Genomic DNA, 23,831 nt, shown 5'->3' with positions numbered 1-23,831 from the left:
CTTTGCACCTCTCTATTCAGTTATTTCTTTATGACTATCAATAACTGTTCCTTCCAATGCTTGCGTAGCTAATTGATGTGCTTCTTTATTTTGTTTTCTAGATATTGGTTCACATATAAGTTTTAATTTCATTTGCTTCGCCTTTTGTTCAATTTGATCTAAATAATGGTTTAAATGCTCATCATAACAAGGCCATTCTCCGGCTAATTGCTGCAGTACAACTTGAGAATCACCGCGAAGTGTGACTGCTTCATACTTAATCCCTAATTCCTCGAGTATATTCATACCGTATAGTAACGATGCATATTCCGCTTCATTATTATCATATATACCTTCTATATATGCATTGCGGCGAATCCGGTAGTTTGTATTTCCTTTTTTATAATACACACATATACCAACGCCAGCTTCTTTCGTTTGCACATCATACCCCCCATCAAAATAAACGAGTATTTCTTGGGGATCTTCCTCTACTTGCTTACTTAACTTTTTCATCTCTTTTAATGACCATTCTGCGTCCATTTCATCATAAAATGAAATTTCTTTTACTCTTCCTGTTTTCTCAAAATCCTCTGCAAATTGAAGTACTTCTTCTATGTTCATATACTCTGTTGTTAATTCCGTCTGCAATCCGCGCTTCGTTTTATACAACCAATGAATTTTATATTTCATACTACATTCCCCTTATGTAAGACTTCTTATTTATCCGGCTAATTGAAGCCTCACTTTATTTTATTATATTTTATCAAGAGTCACAGTATTATATTCAATATAATCACATACAAAAAGAGCCATCCTATATAAGGAATAGCTCTTTCATCTATTACATAAATCTTTCAAATTGTACTCGCTTATTAATCCAGTACATTACAGGCATACCGATCGCCATTACTACGAATTCACCTGCTGCACATGTTAACCAAGTCCACATAAATGGTAGGTCAAATGCAAGATGAAGTTCAATTGCAATCATAAACATTGTAACCGTAAAGATAACTGTATTAAAAATCATACGAGCCCAAACACCTTTAATAAACCGCATAGAAATAATCGTTGCAACTAATGCAAGAATAGATTGGCCTACTCCAAATACTAAATCATAAGCGATCATAGGTGAGAAAAAGAGATTCGTTAAAAATACCCCTAATACAATTCCGTAAATTGCTTTCTTGTTAAATACAACGAGATGATTAAACATCTCTGAAATACGAAACTGTACATTTGTAAAGCCAAATGGCTGAATAAGCATAGAAACAGCAATATATAATGCCGCTAAAATACCATTACCGACTAATGTTCTAATATTCATGACAAAATCTCCTTAGTTTTTTTACGTGGGATGGTTTCGAACCACGTTATTCTTTTTTTTAGCAACAAGATTATATTTTACGTGGTAGCCCCTCTTTCGTCAATAGATTTCCTATCATAAACTACCTTTTTCCTTTTAGACAACGTATAATGAAACATATGAAAGATTTAGGAGGTTTCACTTCATGACAGCAACAATTCAAAATGAAAAAGTGATCGTTTCCATTTCTGACAAAGGTGCAGAATTACAGAGCGTTCGCTTAAAAGAAGACAACATAGAATATTTATGGCAAGGTGATTCTACTTATTGGGGACGCCGTGCACCAATTTTGTTCCCAATTGTCGGTCGATTAGTAGATAATACATACTACGTAGACGGTAAACCATATTCATTAACACAACACGGTTTCGCTCGTGATCTTACTTTCTCTGTGAAAGAACAAAGCGAAACAAAGATCACTTATATCGTTACTAGTAATGAAGAAACATTAAAAAAATACCCATACGAATTCGAATTACTCGTTTCTTATGAGCTAGATGGACAAAGTGTTCATGTAACATATGAAGTAAACAATCCTACTTCTAAAGAAATGTTCTTCTCAATCGGAGCACATCCTGGATTCAACTTCCCTTTATTGGACGGTGAATCATTTACAGATTATCACTTATCGTTTAATGGTTCGGAACGCTTAGAAACAAGCGTATTAGAAGGACCTTATCTTTCAAACAAAAAGCAATTAATCGCTGAAAATACGACTGAATTGCCACTTACATACGATTTATTCAAAAATGATGCACTTATTTTTGAACATATGAATACGAATGAAATTTCGATTCGTTCTCATAAACATAATAAATTTGTAAAAGTAGAATTTGATGGATTTCCATTTGTCGGCGTATGGACACCAGGGGATAACGCACCTTTCTTATGTATTGAACCTTGGTATGGAATCGCTGATGAAGTAAATCCAGCAAAAGATTTCAAGGACAAAAAGGGAATTCAATCTTTACAAGCGAATGAAACATTTACATGTCGTTACAGCATCACAATCGGATAACTACCCTATCCCCTACTTCAAAAAAATATTTAAGTAGGGGATAATCTTATAATTTGGAGGTTTCTCATTTTGATTGAAGTATATATTGATGGTGCATCAAAAGGAAATCCTGGTCCTTCTGGTGCAGGAGTGTTTATTAAAGGCGTTCAGCCGCCTGTACAATTATCAGTACCACTTGGAACAATGTCCAATCATGAAGCAGAATACCGCGCTTTACTTCTAGCATTAAAATATTGCATTGAGCATAATTATAGCACTGTCTCTTTTCGTACAGATTCCCAGCTTGTTGAGCGGGCTGTTGAAAAAGAATACGCAAAAAATAAAATATTTGCACCTCTTTTAGATGAAGCACTACAGTACATAAAAAACTTCAATCTCTTTTTTATTAAGTGGATTCCAAGTAATCAAAATAAAGTAGCTGATGAATTAGCTAGAAAAGCTATCTTACAAAATTAACGGGGGTATGAGTGTGAAAAAAGAGTGGATTGCTCCTCTTGCTTTATTATTTGTCTCTTTTATTTGGGGAGCTACGTTTGTTGTCGTTCAAAACGCTATGTCTTTCGTTGGTCCATTTACGTTTAATGGTATTCGTTTTTTATTCGCTGGAATTATTTTATTATTCGTTCAAATTATTTTCTCACAGAAAACTTCAAAACAAGAATTAAAACATAGTAGTTTAGCTGGATTAATAGTTGGGTTCTTCTTATTTGTCGGCTATTTATTACAAACATTTGGCTTACTTTATACAACTTCTTCAAAAGCAGGTTTCTTAACTGGGCTAAGCATTGTTATGGTCCCAATCTTATCATTTATCTTTTTAAAACAAAAAGCCACCATTTTCATCGTACTTGGTATTGCTGTAGCTACAACAGGTTTGTACTTATTAACAGCTGCTGATTCTTTCCAATTAAATATAGGAGATATACTTGTTCTCGGTTGTGCAGTCGCTTTCGCTGCCCATATTCTTATTAACGGCTTCTTTTCTAAAAAAATATCACCTTTATTATTAAGCACATCTCAAGTATTAGCTGTTGGTATATTTTCTTCTATTTGCGCTTTCTTGTTTGAAGACTGGGAAAAGTTATTTTCAGTATCACTATGGACGAATCAATCCTTTTTATTCGCACTCTTTCTAACTGCCCTGTTTGCAACATCTATTGCTTTTTTCATTCAAACATCTGCACAAAAACACACTTCTCCAACGAGAGTAGCAATTATTTTCGCAATGGAGCCCGTTTTTGCTGCATTAACAGGCGTTCTCGTTGCAAATGAACAACTTTCTATTTCTGCTATTATCGGATGTCTATGTATTTTTCTAGGCATGATTTTTGTTGAATTACCTTCCAAAACAAAAAAAGAAGCGCAGGCTGCGTGAAGTTACGCTTGTAACTTCCGCATAAAAGCCTTAGCGCTTTTTTTATCTGTAATTTCTTCCTCTTTCAATCGTTCTAATAACGCAACGAAATAACTACCATCAAACTGCAATTGATGTTTAATTGTCGCTTCTATTGCTGCGTTCACAATCCCATCAGACGCACCAGTATATCCTTGTCCAAACATAATAAACCCTTGTGCTTCCTCTGATAATTTAAATCCTTTCGTATGTAAGAATGAAAGATAATCTTCTACTGTTTGCATGTTATTCCCACCTACTCAAAAATTCTCCATCTCCTATCATACATGTTTTTACACGCTATGAGAATGAAATTTCTTTGACAACTTTGTAAATCACTCTTCTACTTCGCTTGCAATGGAGGATTTCCTAACAATCTGAAGGAATATGTACAGTGGAACTTATTTCATATTAAAGGGGAGACACGATGAAACAAGCACTATTAATTATCGACGCTCAGCAAGAATTAATTGATGGAAACGAGCAAAAAAATGAAGTTTTTCGTAAAACTGAGCTTTTATCTATACTAAATACAGCCATACAGAAAGCAATAGATTCAAATGCCCTTATTGTTTTCGTAAGAGATATCGATGTTGCTTCTGGTAGTGGCGAAGGATTTGAAGTACATAATCAAATTCAAATACCTCAGTCTGCAATCTTTATTAATAAAGCAGCAACCAATTCATTCTACGGCACTTCTTTACTTGAACTTTTAAAAGAAGAAAACATTAATCATATTGTTATAGGCGGATGTAAAACAGAACATTGCATTGACACTGCCGTTAGGACAGCAACTGTACAAGGATTTGACGTTACATTAATTAAAAATGGTCATTCAACAACTGATTCTAACGTATTGTCTGCAGAACAAATTATTGGTCATCACAATAAAACTTTACACGGTCATTATAACGTTGACCATTTTTCTATGGTGAGAGATATCGAGGAAGACCTCTTTCAGCCAATTCATGACCAATATCGTGATTAAATTGGCTCAAAAAAGAATCCTTCATTTAAAAGGGTTCTTTTTCATCCAAAAATTTGCGCTGCAATACTATATAGTTCACTATTTCTTTTTAATAACCGATTACTATTTCTCATCATAATTGGTGGTATATTAACTTTTTGAAAGCCAACAGCCTCTAATTGATTCACAAAATCGTTTTTCCCCTCTGGTACATCAATTCTTAATTTACCATGATGTTCTCTTGCTAAATCATGTACTATTCTCATTGCCATCGCATTATTTTTAGCAACGACTGGTCCTATTATTTTATTTTCTGGCGTTTGTATACTTAAACCGTATCCTATTATATTTTCTTCCGTATTCTTTACAACGACACACTGCTTACTTTGCATAATTCTTTTCTTTAAAAACTCTTTTCTATTTGTTCCAAACGCATATTCATCTATTTTTATTATTTTTTCTAAATCACCCTCTTCATAATTCATCACATAATCTTCATTTCTTACACAATAATCTTTCGCATTGTATGAGTTACATATGTATTTAGAAACATAACTTACTGCCCTAAATCCTAACTTTTCATATAAAGGTTTCCCTTCATCCGTAGCAATCAGCATAATTGGAGTATGAGCTGATACGCTTTTAACGCACGCTTCCGTTATTATCTTTCCAATCCCTCTCCCCTTATAATCTGGATGTACAATCACCATTCCGATAGACGCTAATTTCTCCCCATATAATATTATTGCCGCGCTAGCAATAAGTTCCTTTCTCTCATTCCATACGCCGTATACAATACCTGAGTTAAAAATTGTTTCAACTTCTTCTCTGTTATAATCCCAACCAATATAAGAAGATAATGCTACAATGTCGCTTATTTGCTCTTTCCGAAGACGCTCCACTCTAATTTCCAATTCAATCATTCTCCCTCTCTTTATCTAGACTCTTAGATTGTTCTTTCTAAATCAGCTTATATACTTTTCCCTTTAACTACCGCATACATATCCTATTTTGACCAGAACTATATGTATGTGATATGACACCATTCACTTAAAAATTAAGTAAAATTAGTAATTAAAACCATGCTGGTGCAACATATCTATATACAAAATAGTTCTATCGTTATTTTAAATATCCCTGCTAGTAGTGATGTTCTTTACGTAGAAGCTATTTTAGGGTAGAAAGTATTTATCTTGCGATTAAAACATTACAACTTCAAATCCGCTACCGACCCACCAATTACAGTAACCGTTACAAGTAACGAAAACATCGTCACCTTTGTTCCAGAAAATCCAGATGAAGCACTTCCAAATTTAAATTGCTTCTTTGACGGTGAACGCTTCATTCGCATTACTCCTCGAAATGTACGAAATTACCTTTGGACTTGGATTTGGTGGAAGTAATTGAAACAAAAAAGAGATTGTAGTTTGGTTGAAACCAAATTACAATCTCTTTTTCATTACCTATATCCCACTACGTTGTAACTCGTCCAAGGATATACGATTAAACACCATCTCAAGTTATTTTAGTCGTAATAAGTTGGCCAGCTTCATTAATAGTAACTTTCCATTTCACTCCACTAGCAGTCTTCATGATTATACCTTTACTTGCCTCTATTTCAATATCTCCAAACATTCTTCCGCCAGTCGTCGCTAACCAAGCACTCCCATTTTCCATAGAAGATCTTGCAAAGATACGATTAATTCGAAAACGTTTATGATCTTGAGAATAACCACTTAATGTAATTCTAACTTTATATAACTGACTGGCCTTCATATTCGATATAATTGTATCGCCAACATTTAATGGAACATCCAACGCGATAACCCAACTTCCAGTTGCACTTAATGCATATTCAATTTTAATTTTCTTTGGGCTCTCTCCCCATCCAAAATACATTCCAAAACAATTTAACATTTGTATTGGTTTTTTCGTAAAATCCATTTCAATTACAACTGGATCACTATCTGGAACGTCAATATAGTTTACACTTTGTTCATCTATTAAATTAAAGCAATTTGTGAGATTTCCCCCGTACGGCACTTTTCCACTTACTTGCTTAACGTTATATTTCTGCTGAGCATTTACTAAAATATCATCTTGATTTCCTATTAAATGAGGTCTATTTAACGTCAAAGGTAACTGAATTCGTAGGGATTCTTCATAAGTAGACTTACAAACATTGTATTGTCCTTTATCTACAATAGTTGTCGAAAGCAGATTTGAAAAAAGGTAGTTACGATGAGAATTGGAAGAAAATTCAATAACAATTTGTTCACTACTCATCCGGTACGTATCCCAGATCATACAATCAAATGTATTATACGCACCTGAACAACGAATTACTTTTTCCGTTTGTTGTCTACATTGCACTTGAATATCATGAAACGTATTCCCTGAACTTTCATTTGGCAAATCACTATTTCCATCTACTTCAATCCCATACACACATCCATCAATAAATATAGATTGAAATACATTGGCGTTAATCCAGCAAGGTGTATTGATATCATTTATATATTCTGTCTTCAAATGTATTGCAGTTTGAAAGTTTTTAATTTGAATAAATTTAACTTGAAAGAAACTAATAAAATCCCATGCCTTTTGACAATAAAAATGTATAGCTTTTCCTTTATACGATGGAGTTGTATTTATTATATTTATATTTGATATAACAGATTGATTAGGTACTTCGATTTGTTGTGAACCAGAAACATAAATAACAGCAGATTGAAACAATGGATTTATAACTTGAAGAGTACCACCAACTATCGAAGCGTTACTTTGTAGCTCAAATGCATTAAAATCCCCATCAATTTGCAGTGTTACGGTAGGATCCAACTCTAATCTTACGTTTGATTTAATAACAATCGGCTTTACAATTTTGTACGTATTTATCCCTGTAATTCTAACCGTCGAAATTCGATTCGCTACACAATAATCAATAGCTTGCTGAATTGCTAATGAGCTATCATTTCCCGAGTTTGGAACTGCGCCAAAACAATCAATATGAACGCTACTTTCTGGCGCACAATCTTCTTGGGATGAAATATATTCTGACAAAATAAATTCACTCCTCATATTACCTTTTTCATATAATATGTGAGTTGTCTCTTAAAAGTTTCTATAATAAAAAAAACAAACGACCTACTCGGTCATTTGTTTAATTCATATATATTTTTCGTTTCCTCTATCATTTTAGTTAACGAGAAATATCTCATTGCTTTCTCTCGTGCTTTCAATCTAATAGCAGTTACCTTTTCTTCATTCCCTTGTAGTTCCTCAAGCGCACTTGCGAATTCTGATTCGCAATATTCAGATATCAAAACACCTGACTCTCCATCTATTACCGCTTCATGTATTCCACCAACATCTATTGAAACAATTGGTGTCCCTGTAGCCATCGCTTCAATTACTACCATTGGAAACACTTCACGAAAAGATAATAAAAGTAAGGCGTCCATATTCCCTATAAACTCATGCGGCTCTGAAATATTCCCTAGCATCTTCACCCTTTGCTTCAATCCATATTTTTCTATTTCTTTCATAATCGATTCTTTCTCTGGTCCATCACCAGCAATATAAAACATAAAATCATTTCTCTTTTTCAATACATTTGCAATTTTGACAAATAGTTGATGGTTTTTCTCTTTGGATAATCTAGCTAATATCCCTATTTTATATGTAGATTCTTTCTTTTTCTGCTGGAATAAAAACTTTTCAATATCAACACCGTTATAAATTGTATTTATTTTTTCTTCTGCTACATGAATTGAAATTAAATTGTTCTTTTCAAACTCACTTACTGTAATAATATTGTTCACATATTTATTCATGAAATACCGAAAAAGCGTTGGCATTTTCTTTTCTAATATCGTTACATTGTGTTTCGTATAAACAATTTTCATCTTTTTTTTAATAAACTTTTGAAGTAGAAAAGCATATAATACCATTCGCAAACTATTTGCATGAATAAGTTCTATCTTTCGTTTACAAATTTCGTTTCGTAAATAATAAATATTTCTCAAATGATTCCATCGACTAAGTAAGATAAAATTTTCTTTTCTAGTAAGGGATTCATATAGTTCTCCATCACCTGCAGCTGTATAAATCTTAAAATCCTCATAATGCAAATTATTTTCTAATTTACAGAAATAATTTTCGGCTCCGCCAGTTATCAATTTATCAGTCATCAACAGTATATTCATAATTGCGTCTTCCCAACTACATTGATTTTATTTTTTTTATAAGCATGATAAGCATACTTACTAAAATAGTAAAAGCTTTGCACTGCATTAAGACTTTTTTGGTCCCTTAATAATTTCCAATACCGAAAAGCTGCTCTAACTTTATTTCTCGAAACAGAATTTGCTACAATTCGATACTTCGCTAATACTTGCTGTATCCCTTTTGCTTCATGCCCTTCATGTAATAAGTTCAGCCATAACGCTGTATCTTCCGGCTGTACACTAGGCATTTCGACATACGGAATTTTTTCACGATCAATCATCACCGTTAAACACCCGATAATTGTATTTCCTACTAAATAATGATAGTCAACAGATTTTGGTACACTCACTTCGCGATTTAATTCATTACCATTTTCATCAATTAAACTATACGACGCATATGAAAAAGCAATATTCATTTCTTCCATAAATAACAATTGTGTCTTCAATTTATGTGGCAACCATATATCATCACTATCTAAAAAGGCAATGTACCTTCCTCTCGCCTCTCGAATCGCTAAATTCCGAGCTTTAGCAGCACCAACATTTTCTTTTAATGATAATAACCTAATACGTGAGTCTCCTTCTATTATCTCTTTAATTTTTGCGGCAGATTGGTCGGTTGAACAGTCATCAACGATAATCATTTCCCAGTTTTCATACGATTGATTCTGTACAGATAAAATTGTCTCACCTATAAATCGTCTACTATTATAAGAAGGTGTTATTACAGAAACATGAGGCGCCTTATTATGTGCTGATAGACATTTTACCATCTATCTTTCCCCTTCCTTCATATATTGAAATATACTTCACAACAACTGCTAAAAATAAAAAGAACGCTTCGTTAATAATGAGTGACAATGACATCATCTGAAATAAAAATGCAATCATAGTCAATAGAAGGTATGGTTTTTCACGAAACAAAGTATGCTGCGCTAACTTAAACATTAATATGAATAAAAACGCACTATATAGAAGAAAACCAATTGTACCCGACTCAGACAAAATTTCTAAAAATGTATTGTGTACATATAATTTTTCATTAAATTGATACTCATAATAATTCGAGAAGTTAAACGCACCAATTCCGATATATGGATTGGATAAATAATATTTAAAAGCAGCTTCCCATAATGTAAATCTACCACTTCCATTATCATGGGAAAAATCAGAAATTCGTTTATTTAATATGTCATCTAATTGGCCCCCCATTACACTATTCGATAAACTAAAAATAACTACACTAAACAATACTAAACTCATAATTATTTTTATTTTTTTAGCGAAACTAGACATACATATATATACAAAAATGACAAGCACAAGCGCTATTATTCCCCCTCTTGAAAAGGTTAATAGACTCGTCGTAACACATAAAATTAACCCTAAGATGTTAGTGATATTTTGCAAATTCGTCATATAGTACATAAAAAATATTGTATTATAGAAAATAAAAATGTTAGGATCATCTAGCAATCCAATTAACCGTGGATATCCTCTATCAACTAATAATCCAGCAAAAATTTCTCTCTCTTCTCCACCGTATAAACTAAAGTATTGTAAACCGATTATATAGAGTAGTAGACTTACAACATTAAATACTATTCCTACATAAGCAATAGATGATTCAAGTACCACTATTTCAGTATTCCCCAATAAATTTCTCATTATAAAATAGCATCCTAAAACGAGTAGCACGCCAAAAATCATACGAATACTAGCATTTAAATACATAGAAAGAATTCCGCTTAAACAATAAATGAAATAAAACAGTAAAAATATAACTTCATGAAAATATAACTTTTGAATATGAAAGTCTTTAATTGTTAAACAAAAATATATGACTAAAAAAATCATATATATCTTCAATGAAAATCCAATATATAAATTGTATTTACTTAACATGACAAATAATATTAGAAGAATAATCCATCCCATTGATACTTTCATATTATTTTCCATAGGCTATATCCCCTGTTTCGTAATATAATCCTTTTTGCGTATTTTTCTTATAAAAGAAAGAAGAAGTTTTTTTAGCTCATAATCATATAGGAATATGGCAGCTACTACAATTAGTATATTAAGAACAAGCGCAATTAAATGATATGTATGCAATATATATTGCACTCCAATAAAGGTTACACCAAAATAAATTGTATACGGTATTACAATTTGGAATACAATTTTTTTCTTCACTACACTTACCGCTATATATCCCACTAAAGCGACTATTTCAAATAAAACCATAGCGTATGCCGCTCCTATCACTCCACCAAGACTACTAAAGCTATAAAGCATAACCCCACCTATCACCAATGCTACACACTGCACAACAGTCCTCTTATTTTGACAACCACTCGTCGTTAAACCGTCAGCAATGGCAATATTTAAACTTTGTAGCACAATAAGAAATGATAATATTTGGAGTGGTTCTACTGCATTCCTCCATTCTTCATGAAAAAATATAGAAATAAAGTATGGTGCTAAATGATATAAACCGATCGTCATACATATTCCTACAATCGCCATTGATTTAATTTGAAGTAAATTTAATTTCGTATGCTCTTCTATATTATTCTGGTTATAATGCTTAAAGAGCACCGGAAAAAATGCACCTGCAATTACCCCTGGTACTTGATATAAAGCTGCCGGCATCCGGTACGCCACTGCAAAAACACCTACCATACTTAATGGCAATGTATAGTTAAGCAAGATAGGCGCTAATTGTGGCGTACTCATTATTAAAAAACCGCTAATAATAAAGGGAGTTAATTGCCAAAATAACGCTTTATGAATTACGACTTTCATATTCATTTTCGTCTTTCTTCTCATGATATATATACTGAATAAACCACCAATCATATACCCAAAAGCATATAAGCGAGCTGTTACATACACCGGTAACTCTCCGAAAATACAAAAACATGTAATTATAATGACAACTGATGCTGATACAACTTTTATGAGCGCTATATACTTCATACGTTCCGTCAGTTGAAAATAGGCAATCCCTATGTTTTGCCAAGTTAATCCTATTAACATGAAAAACATTACGTTTATCATCATATAAATTAAAGTTTTATCCGCATACATATAATGAATAGCAATATAACCGATGATAGAAACAAAAATAAGTAGAATCATCCTTATTTTTATATACGATGATAAAATCTGCTCTAAATCTGCTCCATCCTTTGCCCCTTCTCGAAGAAACGTATTACTAAGTCCTAAGTCTGTAAAAAATAACATAACAAACGTCACTGCTATGGCAACACTAAACATCCCATAATGTTGTGCGTTAAAAAAGTTTGCTAAAACAATTAAACTGACGGCCTGAAGAAGGTTAGCTAAAATCGTACTATAAAATAGATGGATAATATTGCTTAGAATAGATCTACCCATACAAGTTCTCCTTTGCAAGTAACTTACTTACATATGTTGTTTGTTTACATATATATTTATCTTGCACCATTACCGTTCAATACAATTAAAACGGTTTTACATAAAATACGGATGTCCATCCGAAATGTTTTCATTTCAATATACTCCATGTCCAGCCTCAACTTTTCCTTTGGATCAAGATTATACCCTCCATTTATTTGTGCCCATCCTGTTAATCCTGGTTTTACTATTAAACGTTCCTTAAATTCTGGAATATACGCATCAAACTCATTATAAAAAAACTCTCTCTCTGGTCTAGGGCCTACAAAAGACATATCTCCTCTTAAAATGTTTAAGAGCTGTGGTAATTCATCAATTCTCGTTTTTCTTATAAACAATCCAACTTTTGTAATTCTTTGATCATTTTCTTTTGCCCATTGTGGTCCGTTCATTTCAGCATCCTTTACCATCGACCTTAATTTAAATACATTAAACTTCTTCCCGTTTATACCTAAACGTTCTTGAAAGTATATTGGAGCCCCTGATGTTTCTAAGGTAATCATAATACAAAAGAACAACATAATTGGTATTGTTAATAGTAACAATATGATTGAAAATATAATATCAAACAAGCGTTTTACACTTCGATTCAATATGCTAGGCTTTTCTTGAGCCGGAATCGTATACAACTTGGCTTGATTTGTTTCACGAATCATGGATCGTTACCCCCACATTCAAGAATATAAAATTATACCTATTAATTCACATTCTTTCCTATTTATATCCGCTATTACTTTTTGCACTGTACGTAATGAATCTTTTTGCTTTTTAACTGCTAAAACCACTCCATCGCATTTCCCTGCAATAATGTGCGTAGCAGGAAGTTCAAATACTTCAGAAGAATAAACGAAAATGTAATCAAAATCTTCTTTCCACTTAGCAATCGCATTATCAAATTCATCCATAGCAACTAAAGGCGTCCCTGTATGTACTGTTTTTTTTGCAGGAATACAATATAAGTAATTAGACAAATTACTAGAAAAAGATTCATAATTGCAGGAGGAAGAGCTTATTATATCGTTTACTGTTATCATGTGATCACTTTGTAATAATACATGTAGTTTAGGGTCAGAAAAATTCACATCAATAAGTAACACCTTTTTTTTCATTTCCGCAAACACTAGACCCATATTTACTATAAGCGAGGCAACAACACCTCTGTCCTTCGTTGAACTAACTGTGAACAGTTGTTTTCCGGATTTTTTCAGCTCGTGATACACCGTATAAAACTGCTCTTTCATCAGATCATCATGCAAATTGAATGGCAGCTGCTTCTTTGTCCTAAACATCGACATGTTCACCTCGATATATAGATGATTTTTTATCAACCTCTGTAGGTTTCTTTTTTCTATTTGGTTCCATATTTATGTGACCAATAACAGAGACTGTTGTTATTTTCTCTAAATCCTGTTCCGTGTATATACGTTCATCAAAATAATCTCGAAATACAGCTAAACCTATCCCAACAAAAAAACTAACAATTAAAGAAATAGGAATGATCAGTTGAAATTTCGGAAACAATTTTTCAGCCTGTTCCTGTAACTCAGGATCAGTTAATACTTTCACCCCTTGTACATTTGTGTACTGTTGAAAGCTTTTTTGTGATTGCTCTGCCAATGTCTTTACAATGTCTTTCACGATTTTCGGATTGGAATCTTTTACTGTAACAGTTACAATTTGTGAGTTGTCCGTATTCACAACCGAGATTTTTTGTGCTAATTCATAACTTGATTGCTCTAATTTCAAAGTTTTTTTGACTGTTGAAATAATTAATGGGCTTTTTAAAATATCAACATACGATGTTACTAGTTGCTTATTTTCTTGTGTTTTATTTGTTGAATTTTCCTTATTAAACTCATCTAAATTCCCAACAAGAATTTGCGTTGAATATTGATATGACGGCTTTAAAACATACATAGAGATAAGAACTAAAGAAGCGGTTAAACAACACATCGTTAAAATAATCGTTACGAATCTTCTTTTCAGTAATTGTTGAAAATCTTTTATACTCATTTCTTGCTTCAATTATTTCACCGCCCTTTTCTGAATAACATCCTGCAATTCACTCTTTACAGATAACCCTTTCTCTCTTCTATCCACTTGTTTTGTTACATACTTTCCGACTCCGAATGCAAATTTTTCTACATATACATACGAAAGCATTGCAAGTATAAACGAAAAAACAAGTGAAAAAATTAAAATAATAGGCAACGGTAATATTTCATGGAGCATGTATATAAGGGAAAACAACGATATAATATGGTATAAATAAAGACTGTAAGAAATCTTCCCCAAATATAACAAATATTTATTATGTAGCAAGGACGACAAAGTTGATATTGACAAACTTAATATGACAAATAAACATGCACTTATCGCCACTACGTAGTCTCGAAATATAAAATTATTGAGCACTTTAATTTCTCCTATAAGCCCTTCATACATAAAAAGTAAAATCGCAAATAAAAACCATGCAATTTTCGTGTTTTTAGTACAATTACTATAAAAAACTATTAAATTATTTTTATACTTCGCAACTAGTGCTCCTAGTAAAAACAGTACTGTGTAATGCAATGTTAATGCATAGCTTGTTAATGTTAAGCCCGAGCGAAACAAAAATAATATTACGACAGAACATATACTAAAACTAAACAATAATAGTAATGAACACCTTAACGTTTTTCGTAAGCAAATCATCAAAATTAACGGGAAAATTATTGATATTCGCATTTCATGGACAAGTGACCAAATCACACCGTTATATGCATCTGTATTATATTTCCCAACCAATAAAATATGTTGTGCGATTAAGCTTGAAGAACTTTCAATCGTCCATGAGCGATTAAACCATTCACTTAAATAAGAAATACCATATTCACTAATTGTAATCTGGCATACAATAGCTATAATTATTGCCACAATATAAGGAATATATATTCTGCATATACGTTTTAAAAGGTATGACCCATAGCTACTATAGTTTTTTTGAATAGATTCATACAAAACAAATCCGCTCAAAACAAAAAAGATAATAACTGATTCGTTACCACTACTAAAAATTAGACGAGCAGGCGTTTCTTTTAATAGATACACAACAAATGGTTTATTATCTTCATAACTGTAATTTTGAAATGCTGAAAAAATCATTAAATGATGACCAATCATTACTACTAATGAAGAAATCCCTCTTATAGAGTCCAATTCTTCGTATCTTTTCATCTTTTTACATCAACTCCTAATGAAATGATAATAATCATTTCAAAGCGACATCTTTATTCATATTCCTCTCCTTTCTTTTCATTCCAATTTTTCATATTAAAATGATTTTATAGTATAAATTTGAGTGTATTGTAACATTTTTTGTAATATTTTGAATAGAAAATCTCAAAAATTGGTATATACCAATTTCAACCTCGAAAAATGAGTAATATTGATAGAAAAACGCTATAAAAATATCTTGCATATTTACAAAATTAAAGAGCTGAATAGCGTTTTTTCAATATAAAATAAAAAAGATAGCCTACATAGGCTATCTTTTTTATTTTATTTAATTACTGGCACCACTATATGCTACATGTCGTTTCTCAATTCTCTCTTCAATTTCTTTCATATTTTCTTTATTATTTAATAGTGATTGTTTATTTTCAATTAATAATTGTTTAAAAGATTTTCTCACTTTTTTTCTCATTTTCATTGTCCTCCTTGGGGGATGGTTTATATAAAAGATAAAGAATTATCTGTGTGTTCTTATAATAATTGATTGTTGTGAATTCTATTTGAACTTCATATGAAAATCTCGTTTATTTTCTGACAACTTTGTGAACACGAAAAAATGATTATCTAAAACTATGTTGAAATTAATTCACTTCATGATAAAAGTTATTATTTTCATCAACTTTTATCATTATATCTTGTCGAAATATTTATATATTTAAAATTGAGTTCGACATAATTTTATTTATTATAATACTGTTTACAAAAACAAAAAGAAGGTGTCACCAAGTCAAAGTTCGACTTATGCAACATCCCTCTTCCCAAACTATTTATAGCATATTTATTAATATTTCAGGTCTTCCCCAATTCATTTCTTCACAAACAAATCTAAGTTTTTCTTCATCCATTGTGTGTAATCCTTCTTCTAGTGAACATGAAATTGGAACTTCACAGTGAATTTGGGCTAATTGTAACGAAATATTTAAGTTCTCTAAATCACTTTCAATCTTCGTACGCTGCGCTTTTGTTAATGATTCTACATTTTCTAGTACAGCGGATACTGTTCCGTGCTCTTGAATAAGCTTATACGCTGTTTTTTCACCGATACCTTTTACCCCTGGATAATTATCACTTGTATCTCCCATGAAAGCTTTTGCATGGACGATTTGCCACGGCTCTACACCTTTTTCTTCCATGATTTTCTCCGGTGTGTAATATTCGTAATTTCCAATTCCTTTACGCAGAAGCATGACTGTAACGCTCTTATCAACAAGTTGAAGTAAATCCGTATCACCTGTTAAAATATAAACTTCAGCTTCATTGCAATATTGTTTTGCAAGCGTACCGATACAATCATCGGCTTCGTAGCCTTTCATACCGATAACTGGAATGGATAATTTTGCAGTCATTTCTTGCACTAAATCAAATTGAGGAATTAATTCTTCTGGTGGCGCTGCACGATTTGCTTTATAATTCGAGAACGATTCTGTTCTAAATGTCGTACTTCCCATATCCCAGCATGTAACGATATGTGTTGGTTCGATCGCTTGCGTAGCTGTTAATAAGTGTTTCATATAACCATGAATCCCGTTCGTAGGGGTTCCATCTTGTCGTTTCATAAATTGTCCGTAGACACTTGTTGCGTAAAAAGCACGAAATAATAGTGCCATACCATCAACTAATAATACTTTTTTCATAATTCCTCTCCTATTAAAAAAATAATAACCTTACGTTATCACGTAAGGTTATATAAATAGATTACCATTCTACGTTTTTGCTCAACTTTGTCTATTATACATTGTTTTTGTATATTTAGCATCATTAACACATTAAGACGTTCTGCTACAACAAGTATGCAAGATGCCTGAATACGTATTTTTTCCAGTAGAAACAACGATAGCTTTTGCATTTCCACTAACGATATGCGAACCTTTAAAACATACATTTTCAAGCTCAAGTGGATTATAATCTTTCATCCGTTTTAATGGAATAAACCGTTTACGTTCAAGGTGATAGCAGCTCTCAAACTTCTCTATATTCGCTTCGTTTCCCGTTAATACAGACTCATTCACTAATAAATCATCTGCATAAATAATACGTACATCAGCTGGCACAGCATCTCCAGCCGAAAGAAAAATCATATCTCCAGGTACAAGTTCTTGCACAGGTATCTCCATCATTTTCAGTTCACTATTTAACCCTGTACTACTAGAACATTCTACTCTAGATACAGTAATCGTTTCACGTTGTAATTCATCACACACACGTTGTTTTGAAAAACCTGGAATCATGCCACCTAGCTTCATCATTACTTCTGCAAGAAGTGCTCTTTTTGAAGTTAGTTCATTTCGGCCATATACTTGAATACGTTTTTGTGCCTCTTTCATTGATAGCCCGTCTCTTGTTGTTTTAAAATATGCAAATACAGATTTTACATCTCTTGTTGCAATTTCAATTAATAAATCTTTATTTTTTTGGAGCATTGTTTGTTCTTTTATTGATTTTTTACTTAGTTTATATGACGTGTTACCCACAGTTTTGTTTGCATATAACATATTATCGTCTCCTCCTTTACAACATAGGAAGAAACGCTTTGTTTCTCAATTTATCCACTTTACTGTGAAAGTGTCTCGCGCTTTATAAACGCTATATTGTGATAAATATAGAGGGAGGAACAAATCGTTTCCTGCCTACATCATAAATTTTTGATTTGAAGTATATGGGTAACGGAACCGAGTCAGAATTTGACATGCTCCTCACCTCCTCGTTTAATTTTATAGTTTATAATATGAAATTACTCATAGCTTGGTAACAAAAAAGACCCCTACCCTTAAGAGAGTAGCGGCCATTACATACACAAATAAACGATTTCTAATATAATTAGAAATCTACGGACCTCTCCCTCACCGAGTTTTAGCACTGTATAGCATAGGTACATTACCAGCTACGTTAAGAAAAACCTTAATTCGATCATTCCTGTTGACCCATTGGCGTCTCTCGACATTTTTGGGCAGTAGCATTTCTCTATACAGGAGCCTCACCTAACAGAGACTTATTTTCATTACATTGAAAATGTTACTCTTATTTAAAATAGATGTCAACCGTAGCCTACAATTTTTTCAAATGGTATGGCAAACTAACGTATATAAAGTGAAACTTTAATCAGTGGGGGTTTTGTTCATCCGCCACTGATTATTAGCCCTCACCAATCGGGCTGCCCGGCAAATAGCGGTATAAAATAAAAAACTTTACGTTTAAACGTAAAGTTTTTAATAAGTTATACAACCAGCGATTACAATCCCAATTGAAAGCGATAAAAACATAAGAAAAAGACCGACTGCTTGATTATCTTCTTCGAGACTTTTGTTTATATTAAAGCGTGGTGTAAGCCACTCAGCTAAATAAAAGACGATAATTTGAGCCAAAATCCCAACTGCTCCCCATGAAATCATATCAAGAAGTGAAATTGAATTAGCTGCTGTCGAATATAAAACGATAGCTAACCCAAGTAATCGCCCTCCAAGCACATAGCTTACCGCCTTATTACCTTGAGCCATTAACTTAAATTCCTTAACTTTCGTTGTCACTTCCATCAAGAACAGACCAATACATAAAAGTCCAAGTGTTACTGCTAAATATAATAAAAAATTAATCATTTTTCCCCCTCCTTTTTATACCTACCGGTAAATAGTACGATTCATTTCCTGTAATCTTTTCTCCCGCGCGAATACCGATACTACTCGCTTTTCCAGCAATTAAAAAAGAACCAAACACATAGGACAGTTTCTCCATCCCTTTTTCTGTTTCCAAGGATACGACTGGCAGTTCTGTATACTTTTGAAATATCGGCAGTGCAGTTTTATACGTTTGATGTGCATTTTGAAGCATAATATTTTCATCCTTATCGCGAATCGTAATTGTATCTCCTTCTCTACCAAATGAAGGTTTTTGAACGAAAGAACCTTTTCCTAAAAATAAATCTGGTTCTAAATATGTAGGTAACATATATTCTTTAATCCACTGTTGTTCCTCGTTTGTATAAAAGACCTCTTCTTCTGCTAACCCCCAAATAAGACACTGAATTGATTTTGGCTGAAGTAAAAATGCTGACAAAGGATTTATTATAAAAAGCTTTCCGGCTTTTACAAGTTGCAGCAGTTCCACACCTACCAAATCTCCTGTTTCAGGATCTTGATCCTCAATTAAATCTTCTATCGGATATGTTTGGCGATATAAAACATCAATCTTCGCCCCATCTTTATCAACTAGAGCATCTTTTGTAATTCTAAGTTCTGAAATTGGCACTACTTTATTTTCAACATGGCATAGCTGACTTAAATACATAGTGGTATTCCAATCCTCGATATGTTCATGATGTGCTGTAAAAACAACATTTGGATTATCTAATCCCTTTGTCGCTTCCATTACTGCTTTCGTTACACCAGAAGATAGCAATCGTTCTTGATCTGAGTTTGGATCATCATAGCCTAGATTTTCACATACTTTCCCATTCATTTGAAAACATTCCACAATAAAAGTTGGTGTATCACTATTAAACTCAAGCATTTTGATTTTGTTATCCTCTGTTACAGCAAAATCAAATCGCGAAATTACAGATTCAGGATAAAGCCCTTTCATTCTAATGAATGATAAACTCGCGGATGGAAAGCCAAGATCTAGAAGCTGTTCGTCACTTAGATTACGCAGCAGTCTAGCAGTCTTAAAAAATATTTTGCCCATTCGTTCAGTCGCTAAGTGTAATTGGTCCAAAGTCTGATTTGTTATAGAAAAAACATGAAACAAACTATACTCACATTCATATAAATCCGACCAAAAATTCGGATATTTTAAATAAAATTCTTTTCGATCCCTTATGTATTGCGACATATTTTAGCCCCCAAATCCTCCCTTTGAACCGCTTCCAATTCCACCTTTAAATTCAGCAGACGATTGATACGATTTAAACGCCGATGAATTTTTAAAAGTGGATTTATTTTGATAGTATCGCCCACCATAGAAATAATGCCCACGATAACCTGAACTACTATCATCACACTGCCATACCCCAAGTTCATCATCCCAATCCCAATCAGAACAACTATTATCATTCGGTTTTGGGGGAAGATCTTGTGCGCAACCAAATAAAGTGCCAGTCATTAAAGACGTTACGACACCACCTACTAGCCATTTCGTTTTTGTCACCTTCGCACTCCCCTTTTTAAATTCTATTCCTATTATATAGGATGGCATGATAAAGTAGAAGAAAAAGGAAGAAGAGGTATAAAATGCGCTTAGAATATCGACTTAATGATGAAACGAAAGGGTATCCTGCTTTATGGAACTACGCCAATATTTCTAATTCTGAAATTATCGCACGCATGACTTGTGAATATTTTATTAAAGAGAAAAATACTTATGTTGTTACTGCAACTTCGGTTGATCCAGACGGAACAGCAGTTATTTATATTCAAAAAGAAGTTTTCGCCAATGACCCTTCAGACCCTACATACTCCCACATCGGTTTTGAAATTAGAGAACTAAGTGAAACGAGTTCAAGCTTAGTAGATAGTCAAGATGTATGGAACTACGAAGAAATTTTACCATCTCTTCATTCAGATATTATATATATTCAGCGAGACGGCATTTCTATGGAATTCTCCTTGGATTCAAGAGAGATTGATGAAGACAGAAAGTGCTACATTTATTACGGAAACTTCACAGGTGAATCAAGATAATATTAATATATCTATGCAACAAAAAAACCTTACGTATAAAACGTAAGGTTTTTATATAGCCCCACATATGCCGTTCTCTCTAGATGTCCATAAACCTGCTCTCACAGGTGGATGCCCTCACAAATGTTTGTAACTTCCTTCTTAAAAAGATGGCATGTTAGCTACATTTAAATATTGAACTTCCATATTAAACTTATTGGTTTAAGACATGCATAAGCTACGTACACCGTAGGAATTTTATATAAGGTTAGTTGAAATAAGACCCCCGCACGTGCCGCTCCTCGTAAATGTCCAAAAACCCGCTACTCGCAGGTGGATGCCCTCACAGTTACCGTACATCTTCCTCCACAAGGAAGGCTTGATGATGGTCGCTAAATATTGAGCTTCCGTATAACTAACATCGGTTTTAGACATAAATAAGTTACGCACACCGCAGGATGTATTATTTACTTGTCGTTATATTATCACATTGTTTCCAATGTGTAAAATACAAAGTTTTTCGAGCAATCTCTTGCTTGTGACCTTATTTTAATACAAATTATTTTTGCATGCAAGTGATTAATCTTCTTCTTTTGCAATTTGATTTTCTGGATAAGAGATCCAATCACTCCAGCTACCTGCATACAATTTAACATTTTGGAATCCAGCCAATTTTAATGCGACGATATTTGGACATGCCGTAACACCAGAACCACAATATACAATGGTTTCCTTATCTTTCGACAGATTTTGGAATCGTTCTTGTTGCCCAGCTTTATTCTTAAATTGTCCTGATTGCAACATTCCATCCTTCCAAAAATGGTTTACCGCTGTTGGAATATGTCCTGCTTTATGATCGACAAGTTCCTCTACACCAGCATAACGTTTGGGCTCTCTTGAATCAATTAATGTAACATCCGCACCTGCACGGATATTCTCTCTGACCGTTTCCATCGTTACAAGCATATGATCTTGTATATTAGCTTTGAATGTTTTTCGTATAGCAACAGGAATTTCCGCTGTTGTCGGTAGTCCATTCTCTTTCCAAGCCTGGAAACCACCATCTAATATATATACTTTCTCATGTCCTACATAGTTACATAACCACCATAAACGAGCAGCATTTGCACCGGCTTGACTGTCATACGCAATTACTGTCGTATGTTCATCAATACCAGCCTTCGAAAGCTTGTCTGCAAACTCCTCAATATTTGGTAAAGGATGGCGGCCACCATGTTCTGCTATAGGACTTGATAAATCTAAATTCAAATCAAAATATAACGCATGAGGAATATGTCCTTCTTCATACTTTTCTCTACCCCAATTAGGATTCGCTAAATCAAAACGACAATCGATTATACGGACATTCTCATCTTCTATATGCTCACGTAACCATTCGACTGTAACTATCATCTTTAACGACCTTCTTTCTCTTTCAAACGACTTACATACTCCATAACCATTTCTTCTGTAACATATTTACGCTGCAAGGTAACACCATTTTTTGCAAGATCATTAATCTGCTTCGTTACAACATTAATGACATCAACCGAAAATTCTTTCCCATTTGACGCAAGAGATACGGCAGCTTCAATAGCTGCTTCACGCTGTGCATCTAATTGTAAACATGCTTTTACACTTTCATTTTGTTTACGAGAATGTGCTGTAATTGCTTTATGTACTTCCATCTTCTCTTCCCCCTAAATAGTTATACGTTTTTATTCAATTCCATTGCAAGCCGGATCATATCACGACATACAATCCCATTTTCAATAATCTCTTCTTCATAATGCTTCGAAAAGTAATCAAAATCAATAGAAAAAATACGAAATCCACATTTTTGATATAAAGCAAGTTGTGAAACACTAGAATTGCCTGTACCAACTTCAAGTTTTGACATACCATATCCTTTAGCAGTTTCTACAGCATGCCTTAATAGCTTCTTCCCAATCCCTTTTCCTTGCAAATGCTCTGCAACCGCAATATTCATGATTTCCATCGTCTTTGGCCTTGTTTCCAAAAGAACATATACGCCGATAACGCTCCCCCCCTGCTTAGCTACGTATGTTAATCCTCTTTGTACATACGTAGCTATTTGCCGTTCACTTGGATCAGCAAGTAACAATAAAGCCTTCGGTATAGCCTCTTTTGGAATACGTTCTATTACAACAGACATAAAAAATTCCCCCTTCTCTATTGTTCTAAACCCTCCTTGTCTACCATAAATAATAGAAAGGAGGGATTCACCATGGACAACAATGAGAAAAAATGCAACGTCATCTCTATTGATGGAAAGAAGAAGAAAAGCGACACGTATTCCTATCCAAAATTAGTAGTTGAAAACAAAACATATGAATTTTCTTCATTCGTCTTATGCGGTGAAACACCAGATGGCAGACGACTCGTTCTTACTCATATGATTTCTACCGATGAATTTGCTGGATTTGTAAAATCTTTAGATACTGTACTTCAAAAGAAAATTGAACGAATCTTTTTCTCATAACG

The 23,831-nt window shown here is 33.3% G+C and carries 28 protein-coding genes, 2 other RNA genes, 1 pseudogene and 2 riboswitches; of the genes and pseudogenes, 7 read left to right on the top strand and 24 right to left on the bottom strand.

Annotation, left to right across the window (positions count from 1 at the left end):
- Nucleotides 1-12 precede the first annotated feature (12 nt).
- A complete protein-coding gene (locus tag DN407_RS07920; protein ID WP_000875554.1) occupies nt 13-672 on the bottom strand; it encodes a ribonuclease H family protein in 660 nt (219 codons plus the stop codon).
- Nucleotides 673-823: 151 nt separating this feature from the next.
- Nucleotides 824-1,309, bottom strand: coding sequence for a QueT transporter family protein (locus DN407_RS07915; protein WP_001026477.1), 486 nt, complete (start codon nt 1,307-1,309; stop codon nt 824-826).
- Nucleotides 1,310-1,315: 6 nt separating this feature from the next.
- Nucleotides 1,316-1,360, bottom strand: a riboswitch (PreQ1 riboswitch).
- A 133-nt stretch (nt 1,361-1,493) separates the two neighbouring features.
- On the opposite strand from DN407_RS07915, the gene DN407_RS07910 reads away from it, so the two are divergent.
- The 3 genes from DN407_RS07910 (at nt 1,494) to DN407_RS07900 (ending at nt 3,741) form a co-directional block, all read left to right on the top strand.
- On the top strand, nt 1,494-2,366 hold the full coding sequence (locus DN407_RS07910) for an aldose 1-epimerase family protein (protein WP_000127397.1): 873 nt from the start codon (nt 1,494-1,496) through the stop codon (nt 2,364-2,366).
- Nucleotides 2,367-2,435: 69 nt separating this feature from the next.
- Complete coding sequence (locus DN407_RS07905; protein ID WP_149216154.1) at nt 2,436-2,822, top strand: reverse transcriptase-like protein; 387 nt, start codon at nt 2,436-2,438, stop codon at nt 2,820-2,822.
- Between the two features lie 13 nt (nt 2,823-2,835).
- Nucleotides 2,836-3,741, top strand: coding sequence for a DMT family transporter (locus DN407_RS07900; RefSeq protein ID WP_000712602.1), 906 nt, complete (start codon nt 2,836-2,838; stop codon nt 3,739-3,741).
- Nucleotides 3,742-3,743: 2 nt separating this feature from the next.
- On the opposite strand, the gene DN407_RS07895 is transcribed toward DN407_RS07900, so the two are convergent.
- A complete protein-coding gene (locus DN407_RS07895) occupies nt 3,744-4,004 on the bottom strand; it encodes a DUF6123 family protein (protein WP_001195212.1) in 261 nt (86 codons plus the stop codon).
- Nucleotides 4,005-4,186: 182 nt separating this feature from the next.
- Between DN407_RS07895 and DN407_RS07890 the strand changes: the two genes are divergently transcribed.
- On the top strand, nt 4,187-4,747 hold the full coding sequence (locus DN407_RS07890; RefSeq protein ID WP_149216153.1) for a cysteine hydrolase family protein: 561 nt from the start codon (nt 4,187-4,189) through the stop codon (nt 4,745-4,747).
- Nucleotides 4,748-4,788: 41 nt separating this feature from the next.
- Here DN407_RS07890 and DN407_RS07885 read toward each other — a convergent pair whose 3' ends face one another.
- Entirely contained in the window at nt 4,789-5,649 is an 861-nt protein-coding gene (locus tag DN407_RS07885) for a GNAT family N-acetyltransferase (RefSeq protein ID WP_118414290.1), read from the bottom strand.
- A gap of 297 nt (nt 5,650-5,946) precedes the next feature.
- Here DN407_RS07885 and DN407_RS32910 point away from each other — a divergent pair.
- Nucleotides 5,947-6,129 (top strand): annotated as a pseudogene (locus DN407_RS32910) (hypothetical protein); the annotation flags it as partial.
- 112 nt (nt 6,130-6,241) lie between these two features.
- On the opposite strand, the gene DN407_RS07875 reads toward DN407_RS32910, so the two are convergent.
- The 15 genes from DN407_RS07875 to DN407_RS07800 all read right to left on the bottom strand — a co-directional run bounded on the left by DN407_RS07875 (nt 6,242) and on the right by DN407_RS07800 (nt 20,814).
- The gene (locus DN407_RS07875) at nt 6,242-7,789 is read right to left on the bottom strand and encodes a glycoside hydrolase family protein (protein ID WP_139894384.1); all 1,548 of its coding nucleotides are present in this window, start codon (nt 7,787-7,789) and stop codon (nt 6,242-6,244) included.
- 92 nt (nt 7,790-7,881) lie between these two features.
- A complete protein-coding gene (locus tag DN407_RS07870; protein ID WP_001023683.1) occupies nt 7,882-8,934 on the bottom strand; it encodes a glycosyltransferase family 4 protein in 1,053 nt (350 codons plus the stop codon).
- A complete protein-coding gene (locus DN407_RS07865) occupies nt 8,931-9,731 on the bottom strand; it encodes a glycosyltransferase family 2 protein (RefSeq protein WP_000237694.1) in 801 nt (266 codons plus the stop codon). Before DN407_RS07865 ends, DN407_RS07870 begins: the two co-directional genes overlap by 4 nt.
- Entirely contained in the window at nt 9,706-10,920 is a 1,215-nt protein-coding gene (locus tag DN407_RS07860; RefSeq protein ID WP_149216152.1) for an O-antigen ligase family protein, read from the bottom strand. The genes DN407_RS07865 and DN407_RS07860 overlap by 26 nt, the downstream gene beginning before the upstream one ends.
- A gap of 3 nt (nt 10,921-10,923) precedes the next feature.
- On the bottom strand, nt 10,924-12,360 hold the full coding sequence (locus tag DN407_RS07855) for an oligosaccharide flippase family protein (RefSeq protein WP_149216151.1): 1,437 nt from the start codon (nt 12,358-12,360) through the stop codon (nt 10,924-10,926).
- A gap of 56 nt (nt 12,361-12,416) precedes the next feature.
- Nucleotides 12,417-13,055 (bottom strand): sugar transferase, encoded by a 639-nt coding sequence (locus tag DN407_RS07850; RefSeq protein ID WP_000617650.1) that lies wholly within the window; start codon nt 13,053-13,055, stop codon nt 12,417-12,419.
- A gap of 18 nt (nt 13,056-13,073) precedes the next feature.
- The gene (locus DN407_RS07845; protein WP_002100874.1) at nt 13,074-13,694 is read right to left on the bottom strand and encodes a CpsD/CapB family tyrosine-protein kinase; all 621 of its coding nucleotides are present in this window, start codon (nt 13,692-13,694) and stop codon (nt 13,074-13,076) included.
- Nucleotides 13,681-14,424, bottom strand: a complete 744-nt coding sequence (locus DN407_RS07840; protein ID WP_000807055.1) for a YveK family protein — start codon at nt 14,422-14,424, stop codon at nt 13,681-13,683. The genes DN407_RS07845 and DN407_RS07840 overlap by 14 nt, the downstream gene beginning before the upstream one ends.
- On the bottom strand, nt 14,425-15,618 hold the full coding sequence (locus DN407_RS07835; protein WP_000833054.1) for an acyltransferase family protein: 1,194 nt from the start codon (nt 15,616-15,618) through the stop codon (nt 14,425-14,427).
- 328 nt (nt 15,619-15,946) lie between these two features.
- Entirely contained in the window at nt 15,947-16,087 is a 141-nt protein-coding gene (locus DN407_RS07830; protein WP_001228048.1) for an FbpB family small basic protein, read from the bottom strand.
- 355 nt (nt 16,088-16,442) lie between these two features.
- Entirely contained in the window at nt 16,443-17,309 is an 867-nt protein-coding gene (locus DN407_RS07825; protein ID WP_000757075.1) for a 5'-3' exonuclease, read from the bottom strand.
- Between the two features lie 132 nt (nt 17,310-17,441).
- On the bottom strand, nt 17,442-18,167 hold the full coding sequence (locus tag DN407_RS07820) for a P-type ATPase actuator domain-containing protein (protein ID WP_000964949.1): 726 nt from the start codon (nt 18,165-18,167) through the stop codon (nt 17,442-17,444).
- A gap of 335 nt (nt 18,168-18,502) precedes the next feature.
- A riboswitch (M-box (ykoK) riboswitch) is annotated at nt 18,503-18,668 on the bottom strand.
- Nucleotides 18,669-18,881: 213 nt separating this feature from the next.
- Nucleotides 18,882-19,268 (bottom strand): DUF350 domain-containing protein, encoded by a 387-nt coding sequence (locus DN407_RS07810; protein WP_000606857.1) that lies wholly within the window; start codon nt 19,266-19,268, stop codon nt 18,882-18,884.
- Nucleotides 19,261-20,499 (bottom strand): glutathionylspermidine synthase family protein, encoded by a 1,239-nt coding sequence (locus DN407_RS07805; protein WP_149216150.1) that lies wholly within the window; start codon nt 20,497-20,499, stop codon nt 19,261-19,263. The genes DN407_RS07810 and DN407_RS07805 overlap by 8 nt, the downstream gene beginning before the upstream one ends.
- 3 nt (nt 20,500-20,502) lie before the next feature.
- A complete protein-coding gene (locus DN407_RS07800; RefSeq protein ID WP_000169030.1) occupies nt 20,503-20,814 on the bottom strand; it encodes a hypothetical protein in 312 nt (103 codons plus the stop codon).
- Between the two features lie 83 nt (nt 20,815-20,897).
- Between DN407_RS07800 and DN407_RS07795 the strand changes: the two genes are divergently transcribed.
- Nucleotides 20,898-21,347, top strand: a complete 450-nt coding sequence (locus DN407_RS07795) for a hypothetical protein (protein ID WP_001235520.1) — start codon at nt 20,898-20,900, stop codon at nt 21,345-21,347.
- Between the two features lie 54 nt (nt 21,348-21,401).
- Here DN407_RS07795 and ssrS (DN407_RS07790) read toward each other — a convergent pair.
- The 5 genes from ssrS (DN407_RS07790) to DN407_RS07770 all read right to left on the bottom strand — a co-directional run bounded on the left by ssrS (DN407_RS07790) (nt 21,402) and on the right by DN407_RS07770 (nt 23,502).
- Nucleotides 21,402-21,585, bottom strand: a non-coding RNA gene (gene ssrS / locus DN407_RS07790) — 6S RNA.
- Nucleotides 21,586-21,606: 21 nt separating this feature from the next.
- A non-coding RNA gene (gene ssrS / locus DN407_RS07785) (6S RNA) lies at nt 21,607-21,789 on the bottom strand.
- Between the two features lie 116 nt (nt 21,790-21,905).
- The gene (locus tag DN407_RS07780) at nt 21,906-22,739 is read right to left on the bottom strand and encodes a sulfurtransferase (RefSeq protein WP_000637566.1); all 834 of its coding nucleotides are present in this window, start codon (nt 22,737-22,739) and stop codon (nt 21,906-21,908) included.
- 2 nt (nt 22,740-22,741) lie between these two features.
- The gene (locus DN407_RS07775; RefSeq protein ID WP_000451818.1) at nt 22,742-23,014 is read right to left on the bottom strand and encodes a YpbS family protein; all 273 of its coding nucleotides are present in this window, start codon (nt 23,012-23,014) and stop codon (nt 22,742-22,744) included.
- 20 nt (nt 23,015-23,034) lie between these two features.
- The gene (locus DN407_RS07770; RefSeq protein WP_000117686.1) at nt 23,035-23,502 is read right to left on the bottom strand and encodes a GNAT family N-acetyltransferase; all 468 of its coding nucleotides are present in this window, start codon (nt 23,500-23,502) and stop codon (nt 23,035-23,037) included.
- A 72-nt stretch (nt 23,503-23,574) separates the two neighbouring features.
- Here DN407_RS07770 and DN407_RS07765 point away from each other — a divergent pair, with 72 nt between their 5' ends.
- Complete coding sequence (locus tag DN407_RS07765) at nt 23,575-23,829, top strand: DUF3931 domain-containing protein (protein ID WP_000369740.1); 255 nt, start codon at nt 23,575-23,577, stop codon at nt 23,827-23,829.
- The last annotated feature ends 2 nt before the right edge of the window (nt 23,830-23,831 follow it).

Source organism: Bacillus sp. JAS24-2 (assembly GCF_008274905.1).
In the GTDB taxonomy this organism is placed as follows: domain Bacteria; phylum Bacillota; class Bacilli; order Bacillales; family Bacillaceae_G; genus Bacillus_A; species Bacillus_A cereus.
This window is presented reverse-complemented; position numbering and strand designations above follow the sequence as displayed.